Source organism: Paracoccus denitrificans (assembly GCF_900100045.1).
GTDB classification, from domain to species: domain Bacteria; phylum Pseudomonadota; class Alphaproteobacteria; order Rhodobacterales; family Rhodobacteraceae; genus Paracoccus; species Paracoccus denitrificans.
Map to the genome: position 1 here is coordinate 147400 of NZ_FNEA01000001.1, position 21556 is coordinate 168955.

General features: G+C 69.7%; 12 protein-coding genes. 5 read left to right on the forward strand and 7 right to left on the reverse strand.

Features of this window, described 5'->3' with window-relative positions; translation table 11 throughout:
• Positions 1-25: 25 nt before the first annotated feature.
• Entirely contained in the window at positions 26-1708 is a 1683-nt protein-coding gene (locus tag BLT64_RS00710) for a sensor histidine kinase (RefSeq protein WP_011750984.1), read from the forward strand.
• The gene (locus BLT64_RS00715; RefSeq protein WP_011750983.1) at positions 1705-3045 is read left to right on the forward strand and encodes a sigma-54-dependent transcriptional regulator; all 1341 of its coding nucleotides are present in this window, start codon (positions 1705-1707) and stop codon (positions 3043-3045) included. The genes BLT64_RS00710 and BLT64_RS00715 overlap by 4 nt, the downstream gene beginning before the upstream one ends.
• On the opposite strand, the gene BLT64_RS00720 is transcribed toward BLT64_RS00715, so the two are convergent.
• The 6 genes from BLT64_RS00720 to BLT64_RS00745 all read right to left on the reverse strand — a co-directional run bounded on the left by BLT64_RS00720 (position 3042) and on the right by BLT64_RS00745 (position 9900).
• A complete protein-coding gene (locus BLT64_RS00720; protein ID WP_011750982.1) occupies positions 3042-4058 on the reverse strand; it encodes a nucleotidyltransferase family protein in 1017 nt (338 codons plus the stop codon). The genes BLT64_RS00715 and BLT64_RS00720 overlap by 4 nt on opposite strands.
• A gap of 127 nt (positions 4059-4185) precedes the next feature.
• Positions 4186-4872: an adenosylcobinamide amidohydrolase gene (locus tag BLT64_RS00725; protein ID WP_041530800.1), complete on the reverse strand. Its 687-nt coding sequence runs from the start codon at positions 4870-4872 to the stop codon at positions 4186-4188.
• Between the two features lie 72 nt (positions 4873-4944).
• Entirely contained in the window at positions 4945-6333 is a 1389-nt protein-coding gene (lpdA, locus tag BLT64_RS00730) for a dihydrolipoyl dehydrogenase (RefSeq protein WP_011750980.1), read from the reverse strand.
• A gap of 4 nt (positions 6334-6337) precedes the next feature.
• The gene (locus tag BLT64_RS00735) at positions 6338-7627 is read right to left on the reverse strand and encodes a dihydrolipoamide acetyltransferase family protein (RefSeq protein ID WP_011750979.1); all 1290 of its coding nucleotides are present in this window, start codon (positions 7625-7627) and stop codon (positions 6338-6340) included.
• A 1-nt stretch (position 7628) separates the two neighbouring features.
• Positions 7629-8645 carry an alpha-ketoacid dehydrogenase subunit beta gene (locus BLT64_RS00740; protein ID WP_011750978.1) on the reverse strand — a complete coding sequence of 339 codons (1017 nt, stop codon included), beginning with the start codon at positions 8643-8645 and terminating at the stop codon, positions 7629-7631.
• Position 8646: 1 nt separating this feature from the next.
• Entirely contained in the window at positions 8647-9900 is a 1254-nt protein-coding gene (locus tag BLT64_RS00745) for a 3-methyl-2-oxobutanoate dehydrogenase (2-methylpropanoyl-transferring) subunit alpha (protein ID WP_011750977.1), read from the reverse strand.
• Positions 9901-10081: 181 nt separating this feature from the next.
• On the opposite strand from BLT64_RS00745, the gene BLT64_RS00750 reads away from it, so the two are divergent.
• On the forward strand, positions 10082-10579 hold the full coding sequence (locus BLT64_RS00750) for an Lrp/AsnC family transcriptional regulator (protein WP_011750976.1): 498 nt from the start codon (positions 10082-10084) through the stop codon (positions 10577-10579).
• Between the two features lie 51 nt (positions 10580-10630).
• On the opposite strand, the gene BLT64_RS00755 is transcribed toward BLT64_RS00750, so the two are convergent.
• A complete protein-coding gene (locus BLT64_RS00755; RefSeq protein ID WP_011750975.1) occupies positions 10631-18970 on the reverse strand; it encodes a GH36-type glycosyl hydrolase domain-containing protein in 8340 nt (2779 codons plus the stop codon).
• 182 nt (positions 18971-19152) lie between these two features.
• On the opposite strand from BLT64_RS00755, the gene BLT64_RS00760 reads away from it, so the two are divergent.
• Together BLT64_RS00760 and BLT64_RS00765 are read left to right on the forward strand one after the other, a co-directional pair.
• Positions 19153-20508: an esterase-like activity of phytase family protein gene (locus BLT64_RS00760; RefSeq protein WP_011750974.1), complete on the forward strand. Its 1356-nt coding sequence runs from the start codon at positions 19153-19155 to the stop codon at positions 20506-20508.
• Between the two features lie 130 nt (positions 20509-20638).
• On the forward strand, positions 20639-21556 hold the full coding sequence (locus BLT64_RS00765) for a dihydrodipicolinate synthase family protein (protein ID WP_011750973.1): 918 nt from the start codon (positions 20639-20641) through the stop codon (positions 21554-21556).

The window sequence follows — 21556 nt, forward strand, 5'->3', positions numbered from 1 at the left end:
CACGAACCCGTCCGCAAGGAAAGCCATGGCCGCCACAATCGATTCGCAAGGCGAGGGCTCGCGTCCCATGCTGCGGCGGCTGATGGTCGCGGCGGCCGTGGCGCTGGCCATGCTGGCGGCGCTGGCGCTGACCTTTCGGCTGGCCCATGACAATGCCGCCCGCGCCCTGACCGAGCGGCTGGCGGTCAGCGCGCAAAGCCGGGTGCAGACGCTGGAAAGCGTGCTGGCCAAGCAGCGCGCCGTGGCGACGGTGCTGGCCGACGATGCCGCCGTGCTTCAGGCGCTGGCCCAGCCGTCGCAGGCCAACGTCTCGCGCGTGTCGCAAAAGCTGGAGCGGCTGCAGGAACAGACCAGCAGCGCGGTGATCTATCTGCTGAACCGCGACGGCGTGGCCGTCGCCGCCTCGAACTGGCACGATCCCGACAGTTTCGTCGGCTCGGACTACAGCTTCCGCAGCTATTTCAGCGATGCGCTGCTCAGGGGCGAGGCGACGCAATTCGCGCTTGGCACCGTCAGCAAGCGGCCGGGACTTTACCTGTCCCACGACGTGCCGTCCGGGGACGGACCCCTGGGCGTCATCGTGGTGAAGGTAGAGTTCGACGCGATGGAGCAGGGCTGGGCCCGGGCGGCCGAGACCACGCTGGTCACCGACGCCACCGGGCAGGTGATCCTGGCAAGCCGGCCCGGGCTGCGCTTTGCGCCGCTGCCGCCGGTCGGGGCCGGGCAGGTCTCGGCCCGGCGCGAGGTGCCGGGGGCGGGTTGGGAGCTGTGGATCCACGCGCCGGGGGCCGAGGCGGTGCGGGCGGGGCTGCTGGCCGCCGGGACGGTCGGCTTCCTGTTCACGCTGCTGCTGGCCGGTGGGGTTTCGGCGGCGCGCGCCCGCACCCGCGCCACCCGCCGCATCGAGGCCGAGCGCCGCTATCGCGCCGATCTGGAGCGTGCCGTGGCCGAGCGCACCCGCGACCTGTCCGACGAGATGCGCGAGCGCCGCGCGGCCGAGCAGCGGCTGGCACAGTTGCAGGGCGAGATGGTGCAGGCCAACAAGCTGGCGACGCTGGGCCAGATCACCGCCGGCGTCGCGCATGAGGTGAACACGCCGCTGGCTACCATCCGCCTGCTGGCCGAGAACAGCCGGCACATGCTGCCCGAGGACGCCCCCGATCTGGATCGCAACCTGGCCCAGATCCTGCGCATGACCGACCGCATCGCGCAGATCACCACCGAGCTGCGCGGCTTTGCCCGCAAGGCCACGGGCGAGCTGGGTCCGGTGCCGCTCAAGGATGCGCTGGACGCGGCGCTGCTGCTGACCGCCAGCCGGCGGCGGGCGCAGGACATCCGCCTGACCCTGCCCCAGATCCCGCCCGGCCTGCGGGTCATGGCCGAGACGGTGCGGCTGGAACAGATCCTGGTGAACCTGATCCAGAACGCGCAAGAGGCGCTGGAGGGCCGGCCCGACCCGGAAATCCGCATTACCTTGCGGGACGGGCCGGTGCTGCGGCTCAGCATCTCGGATAACGGGCCGGGGCTTTCGCCGCGGATCGCGGCCAATCTTTTCACCCCCTTTGCCACCAGCAAGCCCGAGGGGCTGGGCCTGGGCCTGGTGATCTCGCAAGAGATCGCGCGGGATTTCGGCGGCAGCCTCACGGCCGAGCCGTCGCGTGCCGGCGAGGGTGCGACCTTCCACCTTGACCTGCCGAAAGCCGCATGACCGCCGCCCCCGCCGCCCCGCTCGTCCGCCTTGTCGACGACGATCCCGACCTGCTCGATGCGCAGATGCAGGCGCTGCATCTGGCGGGCTTTCGCGGCGAAGCCTTCACCGACCCGGCCGAGGCATTGGCCGGCCTTGGCCCCGACTGGCCCGGCGTTGTGCTGTCGGACGTGCGCATGCCGGGCATGGACGGGTTCCAGCTGTTCGAGCGCATCCATGCGCTGGACCCCGACCTGCCGGTGATCCTGCTGACCGGGCATGGGGACGTGCCGATGGCGGTCGCGGCGCTGAAACAGGGCGTCTACGACTTCCTGGCCAAGCCGGTCGGCGGCGGGACGCTGGCGGCGGCGCTGGCGCGCGCGGCCTCCAGCCGGGCGCTGGTGCTGGAAAACCGCGCCCTGCGCCGCCAGCAACAGGACAGCGCCGTGCGCGAGACCCGGCTGATCGGGCAAAGCCCCTTCATGCAGCACCTGCGCGAAACCGTCGCGCGGGTGGCCGAGGCGGGGGGCGACGTGCTGATCCTCGGCCCCGGCGGCTCGGGCAAGGAAACCGTCGCCCGCGCCATTCACCGCCAGAGCCCGCGCCGCGCCCGCGCCTTCGTCCATGTCGCCTGCGCCGCGCTGGACGAGGCGCGCTTCGAGGCCGAGATGCTGGGCACCGAGCCGCAGGGCCGCAACCCGCGCACGCCCGGCCGGCTGGAGGCCGCCCATCGCGGCACGCTGTATCTCGACGAGATCGACGCCCTCGCCCCCGCGCTGCAAGCCCGCCTGCTGGCGCTGATCGAGGCGCGCGAGATCCAGCCGTCCGGCACCGCCGCGCCCCGGCCGCTGGACCTGCGCATCATCGCCTCAAGCTGCGCCGATCTGGAACGGTTGATGCGCGAGGGGGCATTTCGCAGCGACCTTTATTACCGGCTGTCGGGGGCCGTCCTGTCCCTGCCGCCGCTGGCCGAGCGGCGCGAGGACATTCCCGAACTGTTCCGGCATTTCCTGCTGGCGGCGGCGTCGCGGCTGGACCTGCCGGTGGCGCCGGTCACCGGGGCGGTCAAGGCGCGGCTGGCCGGTCATGGCTGGCCCGGCAACCTGCGCGAATTGCGGCAGTTCGCCGAAAGCCACGCGCTGGGGCTGACGCCCTTCGATCCGCCGGCCGGGGGCGGCGATGCGCCGGGCCTTTCGGATCTGGTCGCGGAATACGAGGCCGAACTGATCCGCGAGGCGCTTCGGCTGGCGCAGGGCAATGCCACCCAGGCGATGGCCCGGCTGCGCCTGCCGCGCAAGACCTTCTACGACAAGCTGGCGCGGCACGGCATCAAGCCCGCCGATTTCCGCCCCGGCTAAAGCGCCTGCAGCCGGTCGCGCAGATGCGGCATCCGCTCCAGCGTCGCGGCCAGCCGCGTGCGCCAGGACGGGCCTTGCTCCATCGCCGTCTCATAGGCGTCGCGCAGCTCGTCGGGCCGCTCCTCGGCCAGCGCCTCGATCAGGAATTCGGCCTGCGCCCGGTCCTTGCGCGCCTTCAGCGCCTCCGGCCCCTCGCGCCGGCGGTCGGCGACGATCAGCTTGTGGATGGCATAGCGCTCGGGGCGCGGCACCTGGATCAGGAAACCGGCGCGGTAAAGCAGCGGCACCCGGATCGGATCGGCGATCAGGAAGTTCAGGTAATGCAGGCTCTGCGCCGAGACGCCAAGCGCCGGCAGGTCGCGCAGCCCCTCGGTTCCGTCGAAGCAGGGGGTCAGGAACTCGACCAGCGTCTGCTGCTCGCCCTGGCGCCACCGCCAGACCCGCTGCCCCTCGACCGAGGGCAGGGGGGCAAAGCGCAGGTCGCGGAACACCTCGGCCAGCGGCTCGGTCACCCGGTCGCCCAGCACCAGCGACAGCCGCTCGAAACTGGCGATGTCGATATCGTCGGTCATCGCGGTATGGTCGAAGCCGATGCGGAGGCCCAATTCGCCTTCGTAGCAGCGGAACGCCTGGGTGCCGACCAGCGTGCCGCCCAAGCGGAACACCCCCGCCCGCGCCATGGCCGAGATCACCTGTCCCGAGCCGCGATCCGTCATCAGGCAACCCTCGGCCCGCAGGATGCGCATCAGGCGCGAGCGTTCGCGCTGGCTTTGCTTCTCGGCCTCGCGCAGGCTTTCCAGCCGGTCCAGGCGTGCGCGCAATTCTTCGCCATCCTCGCCGATATAGCGGTCGACGGTGCGGTCGCCGATGCGGAAATGGTCATACCAATAGGCCCTTTGCCCGACCTTCTTCAGCCGCGGCACGCCGCGCAGCTCGCTGACCGCCGCATCCTTGAGATGCCGCAGAAGATCGGTCCAGGCCGCCACCGCCACCGGCGAAAGATGCTGTGCCATAAGGAATACCCCACGGATTTTTTCCCGTGGGGCAGAATAATGCCCCAAAGCCTACCCCACAAGGAAATATTTGTGGGGTAAAAATCGCCGGAGAACTGCCGCCCCATCTTCTTCGTTCTTCAAATACTCATGAGTCGGCGCAGCCTGGCACCGCCAAACCCGGCTCGGCGCCATGCTCGGCGACCCAGGCCAAGGCCCCGGCCAATACCGCATCATGGACTGCGGCACCGATGGCCTCGCCCAGGGCGGTATGCAACCCGGCGAATGCCACGCCGCCCGCATCGCAGGCCACCGCGATGCAATCGGTGCCGGTGCCGGTCGCGCGGCCCGTCGGCAGGTCGATCCCGGCGGCGATCACGGCGGCGGTGCGGGCCTCGGCCACGATGCTCAGCGCCTCGATCATCGCGGCATCGGTCAGCCCGTCCTCGACCAGCAGGGCGATGTTGATCGTGCCATGGCCGCGCGGCTGCACCATGCGGCGCCGGCCCACCCGCTCGGCATTGCCCAGGCCAACGGTGGCGAGGCAGGCCACGGGCCCGGCATGGGCCAGCCGATGATGGCGCAAGGCGCGCGAGGTCATCATGCCCACGTCCCCGCCATGGCCGATCCGCGCCATCTCGGCCCCCAGCCAGCCTACTGCATCCAGGTCGGGGGTCAGGTCGGCATCGCGGACCTGGCGGATCAGGATATGCCGCGCGCTGCGAAAGCCGGGGCGATGCGGGGCAAAGGACAGCACCCGCCGCACCCGCCCCAGATCGGCCACCAGCCAGGGCGGGGCCAGCGTGACCCGCAAATCCGTCCGTTCCACCGCCATCGCCCGCCCCTTGCCCTGCGCCGGCACGGTTTGCGCCATCGCAGGGCGGCGATCAATGCCCGGCGGCCTTCTTCAGATATGCAAGGCGTGGCCAAGCGCGCGCAGGCAGGCCTCGTGCAGCGCCTCGCCGCGGGTCGGGTGGGCGTGGATGGTGCCGGCGATGTCCTCCAGGCGCGCGCCCATCTCCAGCGCCAGCGCAAAGCCGCCGGCCATTTCGGCCACGCCGGCGCCGACCGCCTGGATGCCCAGCACCTCATGCGTGTCGGGACGGGCGGTAACGCGGATGAAGCCCGCCTCGTCACCCGCCGTCATCGCCCGGCCGTTCGCGGCAAAGGGGAAGAGGCCGGTCACGACCTCGCGCCCCGCCGCCGCCGCTTCCTCGGGGGAAATGCCGACGCTGACGATCTCGGGGTCGGTAAAGCAGACCGCCGGGATGGCGCGCTTGTCCCAGGCGCGGGGCTGGCCCGCGACCAGTTCGGCCACCATCTCGCCCTGGACCATGGCGCGATGGGCCAGCATCGGCTCGCCGGTCACGTCGCCGATGGCCAGCACGCCGGTCATCGAGGTCCGGCAGCGCTCGTCGATGCGGATGAAGGGGCCGGCCATGTCCAGCCGCAGCCCGTCCACCCCCGCCGCGGTCGCGCGCGGGCGGCGGCCGACGGTCACCAGCACCTTGTCGGCCTGGATGTCCTCGGCGCCGTCCACGCCGGCGACGCGCAGCGCGCCGCTGTCCGACAGCCCGCCGGCCCGTGCCCCGGTCAGCACCCGGATGCCCAACTGGGTCAGGCGCTGCGCCACCGGGCGCGTCAGCTCGGCATCGTATTGCGGCAGGATGCGCGGCGCGGCCTCGACCACCGTCACCTCGGCGCCCAGCTTGGCATAGGCGATGCCCAGTTCCAGCCCGATATAGCCGCCGCCGACCACGGCGAGGCGGCCCGGCACCTCGGTCAACGCCAGCGCATCGGTCGAGGAGATCACCTTGCCGCCAAAGGGCAGGGCGGGCAGTTCGATCGGCTCCGAGCCGGTGGCCAGCACCAGCACCTCGGTGCGGATCTGCACCGGGCCTTCCGGGGTCTCGACCAGCACGGTCTTGCCGTCGCGGATGCTGGCCCGGCCGGTGACCAGCCGCACCTTGGCCTTGCGCAGCAGCGTGGCGACGCCGCCGGTCAGCCGTTCGACGATGCCGTCCTTCCAGGCCATGGTAGCGCCCAGGTCCAGCCGGGCGGGACCGGCCGATATCCCCATCGATGGCGTCGAGGAAAGCTGTGCAAGCCGATGAAATTCATCGGCCGCATGGATCAGCGCCTTGGAGGGGATGCAGCCCACGTTGAGGCAGGTTCCCCCGGGCGGCGCGGCATCGACCACCACCGTGTCGACGCCAAGCTGGCCGGCGCGGATGGCGCAGACATAGCCGCCGGGACCGGCGCCGATGACCAGCAGCCTGCATTGGATCTCGCGCATTCGCTCAGCCCTCCACGAAGATCAGCGCCGGGGTTTCCAGCAGCTCTTTCAGCCGCGCCACGAAGACGGCGGCGTCCCAGCCGTCGATCACCCGGTGGTCGAAGCTGCACGACAGGTTCATCATCTTGCGCGGCTCGAAGGCCGCGCCGTTCCAGAACGGCCTGACCGCCAGCCGGTTGACGCCGACGATGGCGACCTCGGGCACGTTCAGGATCGGGGTCGAGGCGATGGCGCCCAGCGGTCCCAGCGAGGTGATGGTGATGGTCGAGCCGGAAAGCTCGTCACGCTTGGCCGTGCCTTCCTTGGCGGCATTGCCGATGCGCGAGATCTCGGCCGCGGTCGAGCGCAGGTCCAGCGCCTCGGCATGGCGGACCACCGGCACCATCAGCCCGTTCGGGGTCTGTGCCGCGATGCCCAGATGCACCCCGCCGAAGCGGCGGATCAGTTGCGCCTCGGCGTCGTAATGCGCGTTCATCAGCGGCTGTTCATGCACGGCGCGCACGATGGCGCGGGCGATGAAGGGCAGCAGCGTCAGCCGCACCCCCTTGCCTTGCGCATTCATCCGGCCGCGCAGGTCCTCGACCGCCGTGGCGTCGATCTCCTCGACGATGGTGATCTGCGGGATGCTGTTCGCGGCCTGCATCCGCTCGGCGATCTTGCGGCGCAGGCCGATGACGCGGATCTCCTCGACCGAGCCGTCGGGTTGCGGACCCGAGGGGGCCGGGATGCCGCCCGAGGCGATGAAGGCGTCCAGATCCTCATGCCCGATGCGGCCGGCCGGACCCGAACCGCGCACCAGCCGCAGGTCCACCCCGGCCTCGCGCGCCCGCGCCCGGACGGCGGGCGAGGCGATGGGCCTTTCGCCCTCGGGGCGCAGGGGTGCGGAGGCCGCGGCGGCGGGCCGCGCAGGCGGCGCCGGTTCGGGCTGCGGTTCCGGTTTCGGCGCGGGGGGTGCCTCGGGGGCGGGTTCGGCTGCCGGGGTTTCGGCCTTCGGTGCCGGTTCCGGCGCCTTGGCTTCGCCCGGGGCTGCGTCGCCCGCGACATTGCCCGGCCCGTCCACCTCCAGCCGGATCAGTTCGGCGCCGACCGCGATCACGTCGCCGGGCGCCCCGGCCTGCCAGACCACCGTGCCGGTGACAGGCGAGGGGATTTCCACCGTGGCCTTGTCGGTCATGACCGCGACCATCGGGTCGTCCTCGCGCAGGACATCGCCGGGCTTGACCAGCCATTCCGAGATCTCGGCCTCGGCAATGCCTTCGCCGATATCGGGCATGCGGATTGCGTGAATACCCATCTCAGGCCACCTCGACCAGTTGACGCAATGCCTCGGCCACCCGTGCGGGGCCGGGGAAATAGCTCCATTCATGCGTGTGCGGATAGGGCGTATCCCAGCCCGCCACGCGCCGGACCGGCGCTTCCAGATGCCAGAAGCACTCGGCCTGCACCAGTGCTGCCAGCTCTGCGCCATAGCCCGAGGTCAGCGTCGCCTCGTGCAGCACCAGGCAGCGGCCGGTCTTGTTGACCGAGGCCACGATGGCCTCCATGTCCAGGGGCAGCAGGGTGCGCAGGTCGATCACCTCGGCATCGACGCCGGATTCCTCGGCTGCGGCCAGCGCGACATGGACCATGGTGCCATAGGTCAGCACCGTGGCCGCCCGGCCCTGGCGGCGCAGCACCGCCTTGCCCAGCGGCACCGTGTAATGCCCCTCGGGCACCTCGCCCATCTCATGGCTTTTCCAGGCCGTCACCGGCCGGTCGTGATGGCCGTCGAAGGGACCGTTGTAGAGCCGCTTCGGCTCCATGAAGATCACCGGATCGGGGTCCTCGATGGCGGCGAGCAGCAGGCCCTTGGCGTCCCTCGGGTTCGAGGGCACCACGGTCTTCAGGCCCGTCACATGGGTGAGCAGCGCCTCGGGCGACTGGCTGTGGGTCTGGCCGCCGAAGATGCCGCCGCCCGTGGGCATCCTGATCACCATCGGGCAGGTGAACTGCCCGGCCGAGCGATAGCGCAGCCGCGCCGCCTCGGACACGATCTGGTCATAGGCGGGATACATGTAGTCGGCGAACTGGATCTCGACCACCGGCTTCAGCCCGTATGCGGCCATGCCGATCCCGGCGCCGACGATGCCGGATTCGTTGATCGGCGTATCGAAGCAGCGGGTCTTGCCGTATTTCGCCTGCAAGCCGGCGGTGCAGCGGAAGACGCCGCCGAAATAGCCCACGTCCTCGCCGAAGACCACGACGGAGGGGTCGGCGCCCATGGCCACGTCCAGCGCGTCGCGGATGGCCTCGATCATCGTCATGCGTGCCATGTCAGAACCCCGCCTCGTGACGTTGCTTCAGAAGATGCGGCGGCATCTCGGCATAGACATCCTCGAACATGTCGGCCGGGCTGGGGTGCTGGCCGTGGTGCAGCGTGCCGATGGCCTCGGCGCGCTTCTGCTGCTCGGTGATCTCGGCCAGGATCTCGGCCTCGGCCTGGGCGTGGCGGTCGTCGCTCCAGATGCCAAGCGCGATCAGGTGGTTCTTGAGCCGCAGGATCGGGTCGCCGAGCGGCCAAGCCGTGCTTTCCTCGGCCGGGCGATAGGCCGAGGGGTCGTCCGAGGTCGAATGCCCGCCGGCGCGATAGGTGACGTATTCGATCAGCGTCGGGCCGAGGTTGCGCCGGGCGCGCTCTGCCGCCCATTTCGCCACTGCCAGCACCGCCAGATAGTCGTTGCCGTCCACCCGCAGCGAGGGGATGCCGAAGCCGTGCCCGCGTGCTGCGAAAGTGCCTGAACCTCCGCGTGCAATGCCTTGAAAAGTCGAGATAGCCCACTGGTTGTTGACGATGTTCAAGACCACCGGCGCCTTGTAGGTCGAGGCGAAGACCAGCGCGGCGTGGAAATCGCTTTCCGCCGTCGAGCCGTCGCCGATCCAGGCCGCCGAGATCTTGCGGTCGCCCGAGATCGCCGAGGCCATCCCCCAGCCCACCGCCTGGATGAACTGGGTGGCGAGGTTGCCCGAGATGGTGAAGAAACCGTGCTCGCGCGAGGAATAGCAGACCGGCAGCTGCCGGCCGCGCATCGGGTCCTCGGAATTGGAGAAGATCTGGTTCATCATCGCGCTGAGCGGATAGCCGGCGGCGATCAGCAGCCCGGCCTGGCGATAGGTCGGGAAGTTCATGTCCCCCGGCGCCAGAGCGCGCTGGAAGGCGCAGGAGATCGCCTCTTCGCCCAGGTGCTGCATGTAGAAGCTGGTCTTCTGCTGGCGCTGCGCGTTCAGCATCCGCGCATCATAGATGCGCAGCGTCATCATGTGGCGCAGCCCTTCCAGCAGGTCCTCGGGGGTGATGTCCAGCGCCTCGGCCCAGGGGCCCACCGCCTGTCCCTCGCGGTTCAGCACCCGGATGATGGTGAATGCCAGGTCGCGGATCTCTTCGGGATCGACGTCGACCGGCGGCCGGCGCACCGTGCCCGCCCGCGGGATCGCCACATGCGAGAAATCCGGCTGCCCGCCAGGCCGGACCTCGGGCTCCGGCACGGCAAGGCTGAGCGGCGGATATTCGTTCGGGTCTGGTGTCTCCATCGGCATCTCCTCTTGCCTTGGTAACCGATCAGGGGCGTGCGCAGCCCGACCGGGCGGATATCGGGCGTTCCATCTCGCTCCTCCAAGGCGGATGATGCCACAGATCGCCGCAAAATCTCCTTTCTTTATTTCCCGCTATCAGCCAAAATGCAAAAGATTCTTCTGGCAATATCGGAACAGCATGAGCGGATCTTCTGCCACACGCCAACTTGACGCGATCGACCTCAGGATCTTGCGGGCGCTGAGTCGCGACGGCCGGCTGTCGAACAGCCAGCTTGCCGAAAAGGTCGGCCTGTCGCCCAGCCCCTGCTGGCAGCGCACCCGTAGGCTGGAGGCCGAGGGCGTCATCAAGGGCTACAGCGCCATCCTGGACCAGACGCGTCTCGGCGCCGCCGAAACCGTCATCATCGAGATCACGCTGGAGCGGCACGACGACAAGGTGCTGGAGGAATTCGGCCGCGCCATGTCCGCCATCCCCGAGGTGCAGGAGGTCTGGCTGACCACCGGCGAATACGACTATCTGCTGAAGGTCGCGGTCAGCGGCACCCGCGGATACGAGGAGTTCCTGCGCCACAAGCTCTATCGCGTGCCGGGCATCCGCAACGCCCGCTCGATCTTTACCCTGCGCTGCCTGAAGGAACGGGGCAGCATCCTGCCGCTGCTGGCCGAAACGGAGTGAGCCGGGGGCCGGGGGATCTGCATATCGCCGCATTGCCGCCATGCCGCCCCCTCAGCCGATGCGGATCTGCGGCGTGCCGGTCTGGTCGCGCGTGACCTCGACCTCGTGCCGGTGCGTGCCGATCATCACGCTGGCGCGGAAGCCCGGCCAATGCGAGGGCAGGGCGGGCGCGACCTCCAGCCTTTCGCCGTCCCTGATGCGCAGGCCCAGGATATGCTCGACCGCCACGCGGTGCAGCCAGCCGGCCGAGCCGGTATACCAGGTCCAGCCGGCACGGCCGGTCTTTTCCTCGGCGCCATAGACGTCGGCGGCGACGACATAGGGTTCGCCGCGATAGACCTGCAGGGTGGCGGCGTCGCTGGCGTGGGTGATCGGATTGAGCAGCCGGAACACCCGCCAGGCGTCGTCGGCGCGGCCCGCCATGCACAGCGCCTGCACCATCCAGATCGCGGCATGGGTATATTGCCCGCCATTCTCGCGCACGCCGGGCGGATAGCCCTTGATATAGCCGGGATCCTGCGGCGCATCGGCAAAGGGCGGGGTGAACAGGCGCAGAAGCATGCCGTCTTCGTCCAGCAGATGCTCCAGCGCCGCGTCCAGCGCCGGGTTGCGGCGATCCTTGCGGCCGGCGCCCGAGATGACCGACCAGCTTTGCGCGATGGAGTCGATGCGGCATTCCTCGGACTGGGCCGAGCCCAGCGGCGTGCCGTCGTCATAGATCCCGCGCAGATACCAGCCGCCGTCCCAGCCGTGCCGGTCCAGCGCGCGCGACAGCTTGGCGGCATGGGCGCGCCAGCGCTTCGCGCGCTCCTCCTCGCCGCGCGCCTCGGCCAGCGGCGCCATCATGGCGATGGTCTGGGCCAGGAACCAGCCCATCCAGATGGACTGGCCGCGCCCGGCCGCGCCCACGCGGTTCATGCCGTCGTTCCAGTCGCCGCCCAGAAACAGCGGCAGGCCCCGTTCGCCGGTGCGCGTGATGGCCAGCTCCAGCGCCAGCGCGGCGTGTTCGTAAAGCGTCGCGTCGCGGTCGCTGGTCTCGGGCGTGAAGAAGGCGTCATGCTCGCCAGGCTCCAGCGCGCGGCCCAGGATGAAGGGCAGGGGCTCGTCCAGGACGCTGCGGTCGCCGGTCACTTCGACATAGCGCGCCAGGGCATGGCCCAGCCAGACCACGTCGTCGGCGATCATCGTGCGCACGCCGGCGCCGGTGCCGGGCAGCCACCAATGCTGCACGTCGCCTTCGGGGAACTGGCGCGAGCCGGCCTCGAGCAGCTGCGCACGGGCCAGCGCCGGGTCATAGACCAGCATGGCCGAAGTATCCTGCAACTGGTCGCGGAACCCATAGGCGCCAGACGCCTGGTAAAAGGCCGAGCGCGCCCGGATCCGGCAGGCGATGGCCTGATAGGGCAGCCAGCGATTCACCATCAGGTCGAAGGCGGGATCGGGGGTCTGGACCTGCAAGCGGCCGAAGATGTGCTGCCAATGGTCGGTCTGGCCGGTGGCGGCCTGCCGGGCGGTCTCGGTGCGGGCCAGCAGCGGGGCTGCGGCGTCGCCGGGTGCGGCGGCCAGCCGGAAGGTGACGCCCTGGCTTTCGCCCGGCTCGATCTCGATGCGGGTTTCCAGCATCATCACCGGATCGCCGTCGTGGCGATGCACGAAGCGGCGGCTGAGCGTGGCGTCGAACCATGCCGGCAGGCCGGCGTCGCGGTTGCGGCCCTGCCAGATCAGCCGCGACAGGCAAAGCCCCGTCACCTCGCGATCCACCGACAGGATCATGCGCTGGCCGGCATAGTCGATGGAATAGGGGTTCTCGCATTCCACCGCGCGGGCCTCGGGCAGATAGCGCAGTTGCAGATAGGGCGCGGTCTTGGCGCGGGCGCCGCCCATCACCGGCTCCAGGAACTGCGCCACGTCCAGCGTCAGCCGCCGCGTGCCGTGGTTCGTCAGCCGCAGCCCGATCACCCGCAGGGGCGCGTCGGGCGTCAGGCTGTGCAGCGCGGCGATCTCCAGTTCGCCCGACCAGGCGGCGAACTCGGAGAAGCCGGCGCCGTGGCGGCATTGGTAAAGCGCCTCGCGCTGGCTCGACAGCGCCGCATAGGGCGTATGGATCGCGCCCGTGCCCAGGTCGCGGATCAGGATGCCCTCGCCCGGCGGGTTGCCGACCGCATCGTTCGACCAGGGCGTCAGCTGGTGGTCGCGCGAATTGGCCGACCAGGTAAAGCCCGCGCCCTCGGCCGAGATGTGAAAGCCGAAATCGCTGCGCGCCACCACGTTGATCCAGGGGTTCGGCGTGGTCTGGCCGTGGCGCAGGCGGACGAGGTAGTTCCCCTGCGCGTCGAAGCCGCCGGTGCCGTTCCAGAAATGCAGGTCTTCGGCGGGGAAATCGCTGCGCAGGGCGGGGCGCTGCAAGGGCCGCGCCGGCGGACGGGCGATGCCGCGCCGCAGCTCGGCCGCCTCCAGCCGCTGGATCTGCCCGGCAAGGCTGCCGTTCTGGGCATGGATCACCACGCGCGCCACGGCCAGCAGCGTGTCGCGCGTCTCGGCCGAAAGCCCGTTCGCATCGACCGCAAAGACCGAGGGACGCGAATGCAGCAGCTGCATGCTGTGGCACAGGTTGTTCAGCGCCTCGTGCAGATGGGCGGCATAGCTGACGCGCTGTTCGTTCAGGATCACCAGGTCGCATTCCAGGCCGCGCATGCGCAGGTATTCCTGCATGCGGATCGCCTGGCGGGCCACCGGCATCAGGTCGGGATCGTTGATGCGCAGCACCATGATCGGATTGTCGCCCGAGACCGACATCGGCCACAGCGCCGATTGCGGCCCCATGACATGGCGCACCTGCGAGGCCAGCATCTGGTTGGGATAGACCAGCAGCGCGGCATAGCGCCGGAACAGCGCCGCCTCGTCGGGGGTGATGCTGGCATGGTGCAACTGCACCTGGCTGCGGGTCCAGGCCATCTGGTGTTCGTTGTCATAGGCGCCTTCGTCGGTCAGGTGCAGATGCGCCTCTTCCAGCGCCTCGCGGCTGGCGGCGGCGACGGTCCAGAAGGTCACCACCGCCTCTTTCCCCGGATCGACGGTCAGCCGCCGCGTCAGCGAAAAGATCGGGTCCAGCGTATAGCTTTCGCCCGCCGCGACCTCGGCCGGCGGGCCGGGATCGTCCAGCGCCTGCGGCGCGCGGATGCTGCGGCCGCGGCCGACGAACGACCGCCGGTCGGTGGCCGCGGCGTCGGGAACGCCGGCACCGGCGCTAAGGTGCATCAGGTGGCGGTCGGGGTCGTGCGGGTTGCGCTTGTTGCGCCGCGCGAAGATGCGGCCGCGCTCCGGCTGCGCCTCGGTCGCGACGAACATGCGCGAGAATGCGGTATGGGCGCGGTCGGCATCGTTCTGGTCCAGCACGATCTCGCCATAGCTGGTCAGGGCAAGCTGGCGCGGCCGATCCGACAGGTTGCGCAGCTTGACCCGCGCGCCGCGCGCGTCCAGGTCGTCGGACAGGATCACCTCGGTCTCGCAATGGATGCCGTCGCCCAGGGCGACGAAGTTCGCCTTGTAGTCGAACAGCCGGGCGGCATAGCCGATCTCGGGGTCGAAGCCCGGCGCCGCCGTCGCCGACCACCAGCGCCCCGAGGCAAGGTCGCGGATGAACAGGAACTCGCCCCAGGCATCCGCCGCCGGGTCGGGCCGCCAGCGGGTGATGGCGGTGCCGTCCATGCGCAGCCGACCCGCGCCGCTGGCATCCAGCAGCATCGACAGCCGCCCATTCGACATGACCGCGACGGTATGGGGCGCAGAGGCGGCATCCGCCACCTCGACGATTTCGGTCTGGCCCAGTTCCGACGGGAGGGGCAGGCGCCGCCGCAGCGTCTCGCGCAGCAGCGGCGAAACCTCGCGCGGGGTCTTTTGCTGCAAAAGCGTCGAGACGCTTTCGATCACCGGATCGGCGTTGAAGCGGATGCGATGCAGCCCGTCCATCAGGCAATTGGCGATGGCGATCAGGCTCATGCCCTGATGATGCGCCATGATGCTGCGCACCACGGCGCATTTGCGGCCCTGCGGCAGGCGCGAAGGGGTAAAGTCCACCGCATCGAAAAAGCCGTATTCGCCGCGCGCGCCAAGGCCCGCCAGCCGGCGCAGGTTCCTGAGCGCGCTGCGCGGGCGGAAGGCGGCGGCGATGAAGCTGGCATAGGGCGCGACCACCTGGTCGTCGCGCAGCCAGCGCCGCAGCGCCAGTTCCGGCACGCCGAAGGCGTAATACTGATAGTTCATCTGCGCGTCGCGGGCGTTATAGGCGCTTTCCGACACGCCCCAGGGCCGGCCCGCGCGCCAGCCGTCGCGGATCTGCGCCTCGACCGCGACATCGCAGGAACTGTAGAGGATCGAGCCAGGCGGCTCGTCCATCACCAGCGGCGCCATCAGGTATTCGAACATCGAGCCCGACCAGCTGACCAGCGTCGAGCCATAGGGCATCACCGTCATCGGCCGGCCGAGGCGGTTCCAGTGCTCGGTCGGCAGGTCGCCCTTGGCGATGGCGAAAAGCGAGGCGAGCCGCGCCTCGGACGCCAGCAGGTCGTAGAAGGACAGGTCCGGCGTGCCCTCGTTGCAGTTGTAGCCGATGGCGAGCAGCTGGCGCTCGGGGTCGTAGAGGAAACCGAAATCCATCTGGAAGGCAAAGGCGCGGGCACGCTCGGCCAGGGCCGCCATGCGCCGGGCCGAGACGGCGACCTCTTCGGGGTCGATGCGGCCCAGGCTTTCCATCCTGTCGCAGGTGGCGACCAGCCGGCTTGCCCACCAGTCCAGCTCGCGCGCGGCGTCGGTGGGGATCTCGGCGAAAAGGCCCTGGATCAGAACCTGCAGGTTGGCGGCGGCGCGGGCATGGCCTTGCACGTGCAGGGATGCCAGATGCGGCGCCTCGGTCCGGGCCATGCCCAGCCACAGCCCGGCGATGCGTTCCTCGATGCGGTCGCGCAGCGGGTTCAGGCTGCGGCGTTCGCGCGGGATCGCCGCATGCAGCCGGCGCATCAGCGACAGGATGTCGACGGCGCCCGACAGGTCCGGCAACAGGTAAAGCGCCGGGTTGCGCGCCCATTCCTTGAGCGTCGAGGACAGCGTGATCAGATGCCCGGCCAGATTGCCGCTGTCCACCGCCGAGACATAGCGCGTGCCCAGCGGCTGCAAACTGTCGGTCGCATACCAGTTGTAGAGATGGCCGTAATGCCGCTCCAGCCCCTCGATGGTGGAAAGCGTGGCCTCGATCCGGTCCAGCGCCTCGCCCAGCGTGATCCAGCGGAATTCGTGCGCGGTCGCGGTCGAAAGCAGGTAAAGCCCGATATTGGTGGGCGAGGTGCGCTCGGCCAGCTTGGGCTGCGGATCGTCCTGATAGTTGTCGGGCGGCAGGTGATGGGTGCGTTCGTCCACGAAGGTTTCGAAAAAGCGCCAGATCAGCCGCGCCTCGGCCCGCCATTCCAGCCGCTCCTCGGCGGTTAGGGGACGGGCGCCCTCATGCTCGATCGGGCGGGCACTGACCCAGGCGATCAGCGGCGCGCCCAGCCAGAGCACGCCCAGCACCAGCGCCGGCGCCAGGTTCTCGGGGCGCAGCATCGCCACCAGCGCGACGAAGCCCACCGCCAGCGCCAGCCCGCCGCGCATCAGCCCCAGATAGGCCGGCAGCGTCTCGTGCGCGCGGCTGGCGACGGCCTCGGTGGTGGTCCATTCCAGCAGCCGGCGGCGCGAGACATAGACGCGGCACAGGCTGCGCACCGTGGCGTCGACCATGCTCCAGGCCATTTGCGGCAAAAGCGTCAGCCGCATCATGAAGGCGGTGATCTGGTCGACCAGCTCGTTGCCGATGACCAGCATGTGACGCAGTCGTGCCACGCCCGACTGGCGCGGCATCAGCCCCATCAGCCAGCCCAGAAGCTGCGACAGCCCGACCGAGACGCCCAGCAATCCCAGCCAGAACAGCGCATCGGCATGGGGCAGGCCGATCAGCGCCACGAGGCCGGCCAGCATCAACAGCACCGGCAGCAGGCTGCGGCGCAGGTTGTCGACGATGCGGAACCGCGCCAGCGCGTCCAGCCCGTTGCGCGGGTCCAGCAGATAGGGCAGCAACTGCCAGTCGCCGCGCGCCCAGCGATGCTGGCGCGACAGGTCCACGTCGAAGCGCTTGGGATATTCCTCGATGAAGTTCACGTCGGTCGCCAGCGCCGCGTGCAGCCAGGCGCCCTCGATCAGGTCGTGGCTGAGGACCGAGTTCTCGCGGATGCCTTCCTGCGCGGCGGCGGCGAAGGCATCGACGTCGTAGATGCCCTTGCCGGTATAGGTGCCCTGGCCGAACAGATCCTGGTAAAGATCCGAGACGGTGAAGACATAGGGATCGAGCCCCTTGTCCTGCGACAGGATGCGCTGGAAGGGCGAGGTCTGGCGGCCGTGCTTCAAGAGCGAGGTGACGCGCGGCTGGATCAGCCCGTGGCCGCGGGTGATGCGCCGCAGCGCCGGGTCATGGACGGGGCGGTTGACCGGATGCGCCATCATGCCGACCAGCATGCGCACGGTGTCGCGCGGCATGCGGGTATCGGCGTCCAGCGTCACGACATAGCGGATGCCCTCGGGCGGGCGCGGCCCGGTGTCGACGAAGCTGGTGTCCGCGCTGCCGCGCAGCAGCGCGTTCAGCTCGACCAGCTTGCCGCGCTTGCGCTCCCACCCCATCCAGACGCCTTCGGCCTCGTTCCACTGCCGCCGGCGGTGCAGCAGGTAGAAGCGCCGGCCGGTATGGGCATATTTCGCGGCCAGCGCGGCGATGCCCTGCCGGGCATAGGCCAGCAGTTCCGCGTCGCGCGGCGTCGTCTCCTCGGCCGCGTCGGTGAAATCGGTGAGCAGCGCGAAACTCAGCGCGGGGTCGGGATTGGCGAGGTAATGCACCTCGAGATTGCTCAGCAGGTCGTCGATGGTGTCGAGGCCGGTCAGCAGGCAGGGAATGGCGACCAGCGTGGCATGGTCCGGCGGGATGCCGTCCTTGAATCCATAGGCAGGCAGTTGCGCCGGCGCGATCAGCCGGCTGGCGACGAAACGCAAGAGCGCCAGCCCGGCATCCAGGAATGCGGCCAGCGACAGCACGATCAGCGTGGCGGCCAGGAAGCCGCCTGTCTGCGCCGGCACATAGGCCAGGCACAGGGCGACGGTCAGCACCATCAGCGCGGCCAGAGGCACGACCAGGCACAGGATGCCGCGGCGGCGCGTCAGCCGCGCCAGACGCTCGCGCCAGACCGGACGATAGCCGCAATCGCCCTCGAACCGCGCCGCGTCCTCGCCCAGCAGCACGACCGAGACCGGGATGCCGCGCCGCCCGGCTGCCGCAAGCGCCCGCTCGGCCACCTCGGGCTCGGTCAGGGCGGAATGGCGCGCGATCATCTCGATGCGGTTGCGGATCTCGTTGCGGGTCTGGGGGGCCAGGCGCTGGTGGTCGGGGTCTTCGCGCAGGATGGCCTCGGTGCGGCTGGTGGCCTCGAACCATTCGCGCCAGTTGATGTCGTCCAGCCGCTTCAGGGCGCGGATGATATGGGCGGCGGTGACGTTGTTCGCGGTCTGGCGCGTCTGTTCGCCGGCCAGCACCTGCTCGGCGGTCCGGCCCTGTTCGGCAAGCCGGCGGGCAAGCTGCTCGGTTATGGCATGGGCGCGGTCCAGCCCCGCATGCACGCGATAGATCACCTGCGCGACAAAGGCCGGGTTCTGCAAGGCCGGGCCGGGCACCGCCTGGTCGAAATCCGCGGGCCCCGGCTCGTCCCGGGCCATCAGCCGGTCCATGGCGGCATTTGCCTCGCGCCGGCCGCGGCGGGCATGCTCGGTCTCTTCGCTCAGCCGCAGCATGCGCAGCAGCAACGCATAGCGCAGCATCGAGGGCAGCGACCACAGCTCGCCGATGGTCAGCCAGTCGACTTGCTGCGCCCCGGCGATGAAATCGGCAAAGCTGCGCTCGCGCAGGTCGCCGTCGGTCATCGCGGCATAGTCCCAGGCCAGCGCCAGCACCCGCGGGATCGGCTCGGCGACCGGCTGGAAACGGCCGCGCGGCAACGAGCGCAGGAAGGCCGGGCTGAGGTCGCGGGTCAGGTGGCGATAGGTCTCGGCGATGGTGTGGTAGTTGTCCAGCAGCCAGCGGGTGGCGGTGGTGATATGCTCGCTCTCGGCATCGGCCCTGAGCGCGGCCTGATAAAGTGCGCGCTGGTCCCGTGCCGCCTGCGCCAGATCGAAGCGGGCGGCGCGGGGATCGAAGCCCGGGGCCTGAAGCCGCTCTAGCCGAAGGACCGTGCGCCCGGCCGCCTCGAAGACCGAGGCCGCGGTCGCCCCCGTTCCTGTCCCGCCGCCGTCCCGGGCTGCGTCCAGGGCCCCATCTGGCTGCATGGCTCGGCCTCCGTCCGGTCCTCCCGGGGTAGAAAGGGCCGGGGCGGCGGCACGGTTCCCAAAAACCTGAACGGCCGGGCCATCGGGCGGGGCGCCATCACGGATCTGACACCGTCCCGCCGCATCGCTGTCATCTGCCCGGCCTAAAGCGGCGGCATCGCGACGACAAAGGATTTAGAACCATGCGCCTTGGCCTTGCCCTGCTTGCCTGCACCATCGCCGCCCCCGTTGCCCCTGCCGCCCTTGCCGAAGAGGTCTTTCCGTCCCGGCTTGCGGGTCATGCGGTCCTGCCCGCCTTTACCATGATCCCGCCGCCGGCGGATGCGCCGCGCGACCTGTGGCTTTCGGGCCGCTTTACCGGCGCGGCGCGCAACGACGCGCCGATGTCGGTCGAGGGCGACACCGGCCCGGCCTATGGCAGCCACAAGACCGGCATCGCGCTGCCTTTCCTGGGCCAGCCGGTGCAGGGCATGTCGGGATTTGCGATGAACCGCGCCGAGGACGGCAGCTGGTTCACCCTGACCGACAACGGCTTCGGGACCAAGGCGAACAGCCCCGACGCCATGCTGTTCCTGCACCGCATGCAGCCGGATTTCGTCGCCGGCACGGTCGAGCGGCTGGAGACCGTGTTCCTGCGCGACCCCGACCGCAAGGTGCCCTTCCGCATCGCCAACGAGACAACCGAGAGCCGCTATCTGACCGGCGCCGATTTCGATCCCGAAAGCATCCAGTATCTGGATGGCGAGATCTGGATCGGCGACGAGTTCGGCCCCTATATCCTGCGCGTGGCGATGGACGGGCGGGTGCTGTCGGTGCATCCGACCATGCTGGAGGGCAGGGCGCTGGCCGGCCCCGACACGCCCGGCGTCTCGGTGCCCGCGCAGCCCGGCCGCGATTTCCGCGTCCAGCGCTCGGGCGGCTACGAGGGAATGGCGCTGCAACCTGGCACCGGCCTGCTGTGGGCGATGCTGGAAAAGCCATTGCTGGGCGATGACGGCCAGCCCGAGGGCGATTTCCTGCGGGTGATGACCTTCGACACCGGCAAGGCCGACTGGACCGGCGACAGCTATCGCTTCAAGCTGTCCGAGGGCGCCACCGCCATCGGCGATTTCAATTTCATCGACGAGACCCGCGCCCTGGTGATCGAGCGCGACAACGGCGAGGGCGACGCCGCCCGCGCCTGCCCCGAGGGCGAGGCGGACCTGTCGGCCTGCTACCCATTGCCCGCACGGGTAAAGCGGGTGGTGCTGGTCGATACCGCCAGCCCGGATGCCGAGGGCTATCTGCGCCGCATCGGCCATGTCGACCTGCTGGACATCGCCGACCCGGACGGCAAGGCGCTGCCGGACCTTTCGCCCGAGGAAGGGAGTTTCACCTTTCCCTTCTTCACCATCGAGGACGTGGCGCGGGTCGACGACAGCCACATCATGCTGGCCAATGACAACAACCTGCCCTTTTCGGGCGGGCGGCGCATCGGTGCGGCGGCGGATAACGAATTCATCCTGCTTTCGGTGCCGGAACTGCTGGCGGCGCAATAAGCCGGTCGGGGTGGGGCGGCGGATGACGTAGTTTTTCTAATGCCTCACGCCTGAACATTCTCCTTTGCGGCGGGGCGGCCGGCTGCCCTACCACTGGGTGGACAAACGCCCGCGCAGAGGAGGCCGCGACATGACACCCCGCATGGTTCTTGAAGGCATCTACACCCCGGTGATCACGCCGTTCGGGGCCGATGGCTCGATCGATTTCGACGCCTTGGCCGATCTGGTCGAGCGGCTGGTGGCGGCGGGCGTCCATGGCCTGATCTCGGGCGGCTCGACCGGCGAGAACTATGCCGAGACCGTCGAGGAACGGCTGGAGCTGGCCCGCTTCATCACCGAGCGCGCCGATGGCCGGCTGCCGGTCATCGTCGGCACCGGCGCCATGCGCACCCCCGATAGCGTCGCGCTGGCCCAGGGCGCGCGCGAGATGGGCGCCGATGCGATCCTGCTGGGCACGCCGCCCTATTCGGTGCCGACCGAGGCCGAGAATGCCGCCAATGCACTGGAGATCGACCGCGCCGCCGACCTGCCGGTCATCCTTTACAACTACCCCGGCCGCATGGGCGTCAGCATGGGGCGCGAGTTCCTGGACATCGTCAGCCAGTCCCCGAACGTCATCGGCATCAAGGAAAGCTCGGGCGACGTGAACCGCATCCACACGCTGGCCTGCGACTATCCGCAGATCCAGATGAGCTGCGGCATGGACGACCAGGCACTGGAGTTCTTTGCCTGGGGCGCGCGCAGCTGGATCTGCGCCGGCTCGAACTTCCTGCCCGAGGAGCATGTGGCGCTGTATGAAGCCTGCGCCGTGCGCGGCGATTTCGCCACCGGCCGCCGGATCATGACCGCGATGATGCCGCTGATGGGCGTGCTGGAGCAGGGCGGCAAGTTCATCCAATGCGTCAAGCACGGGGTCGAGACCACCGGGCTGCGCGCCGGCCCGATGCGCCCGCCGCTGCAAGGGCTGAACGACGGCGAAAAGGTCGAGCTGGAAGCCGTCATCGCAACGCTGAAAACCGCCGTCCAGGCCATTGTCGAGGGGAAGTGA